At 70.2% G+C, this 1,704-nt stretch carries 2 protein-coding genes; both read left to right on the top strand.

Annotation, left to right across the window (positions count from 1 at the left end; translation table 11 throughout):
• Window positions 1–1,171, top strand: a 1,171-nt coding sequence (locus R6V09_RS52465) for a S1C family serine protease (protein ID WP_317888454.1), incomplete at its 5' end; no start/stop codon positions are given.
• A 187-nt stretch (window positions 1,172–1,358) separates the two neighbouring features.
• The coding region (locus R6V09_RS52460; RefSeq protein WP_317888453.1) for an RNA polymerase sigma factor at window positions 1,359–1,704 on the top strand (346 nt) is incomplete at its 3' end.

Below are 1,704 nucleotides of genomic sequence, written 5' to 3'. Positions count from 1 at the left end.
CGGCGCGGGCGGCTGGGGCACCGCGTACCAGCAGCAGCCGGCGCCCAAGAAGTCCGGCGGCGGACGCGGCGGACTGATCGCCGCCGTCCTGATCGCCGCGCTGGTCGCCGGCGGCCTGGGCGGTGGCCTCGGCTACACCCTCGCCAAGGACAACGACAACAACAGCAACTCCACCACCGTCTCCGCCGACACCGGCAGCAGCGCCTCCGTCAAGCGCTCCCCGGGCACGATCGCGGCGGTCGCCGCCAAGTCCCTGCCCAGCACGGTCACCATCGAGGCCGAGAGCACCAGCGGCGAGGGCGGCACCGGCACGGGCTTCGTCTTCGACACCCAGGGCCACATCGTCACCAACAACCACGTCGTCGCCGACGCGGTCGACGGCGGCAAGCTCACGGCGACCTTCCCGGACGGCAAGAAGTACGACGCCGAGATCGTCGGCCACGCCCAGGGCTACGACGTAGCGGTCATCAAGCTCAAGGACGCCCCCACCGACCTCAAGCCGCTCGCCCTCGGCGACTCGGACAAGGTGGCCGTCGGCGACGAGACGATCGCCATCGGCGCCCCCTTCGGCCTGTCCAACACGGTGACCACGGGCATCATCAGCGCCAAGAACCGCCCGGTGGCCTCCAGCGACGGCAGCTCCACCAGCAAGGCGTCCTACATGAGCGCCCTGCAGACCGACGCCTCCATCAACCCCGGCAACTCGGGCGGCCCGCTGCTCGACGCCCAGGGCGCGGTCATCGGCATCAACTCCGCGATCCAGTCGACCAGCAGCGGCGGCCTCAGCGGCAGCAGCCAGTCCGGCTCGATCGGCCTGGGCTTCGCCATCCCGATCAACCAGGCGAAGTACGTCGCCCAGCAGCTGATCAAGACCGGCAAGCCGGTGTACGCCAAGATCGGCGCCTCCGTCTCCCTGGAGGACAGCACCGCGGGCGCGACGATCACCACCGGCTCCTCCGCGGTCGAGGCCGGCGGCCCCGCCGCCAACGCGGGCCTCAAGGCCGGCGACGTCATCACCAAGCTCGACGACTCGGTGATCGACAGCGGCCCGACCCTCATCGGCGAGATCTGGACCCACAAGCCGGGCGACAAGGTCACGATCACCTACAAGCGCGGCGGCACCGTGCACACCACCGAACTGACCCTGGGATCACGGGTCGGCGACAGCTGACGCAGCGTCGAACGCTCAACGGGCGGGCCGGGCAAGGGATTCCTTGCCCGGCCCGCCCGTTTTTCCCCCTCCACGCGCGTGTGGACGCGACTGAACTCGACCCAGGGAACCGGATTCCTCCCTGCGGCGAAGAACGGGTGAAAGCCCAATCTTCATCAGCGTGTTCGCATGGACGAGAGGAGCCCCGATGACCGTCGAACCAGGCGTCAGAGTGGGGCAGGACAGGGACGCCTCGACGAGTGACGCCTCGGAGATCGAACGGTCCTGGGACGAGCCCGAGGCATTCGCCGTGCTCTTCGACCGCCACGCCGACTCGGTGCACCGCTACGCGGCGCGCCGGCTCGGTCCCGAGGTGGCCGAGGACCTGATGGCGGAGACGTTCACCATCGCGTTCCAAAAGCGCTTCCGGTACAACACGGAACTGGCCGACGCCCGCCCGTGGTTGTTCGGCATCGCGACCAACCTCGTGGGCCGGCACCGGCGCGCCGAGGCCCGGCGGCTGAAGGCGATCGGCCGGCTGCCGTCGGCCGCCC

It is taken from the genome of Streptomyces sp. W16, from assembly GCF_033194735.1.
Taxonomy (GTDB): domain Bacteria; phylum Actinomycetota; class Actinomycetes; order Streptomycetales; family Streptomycetaceae; genus Streptomyces.
This window is presented reverse-complemented; position numbering and strand designations above follow the sequence as displayed.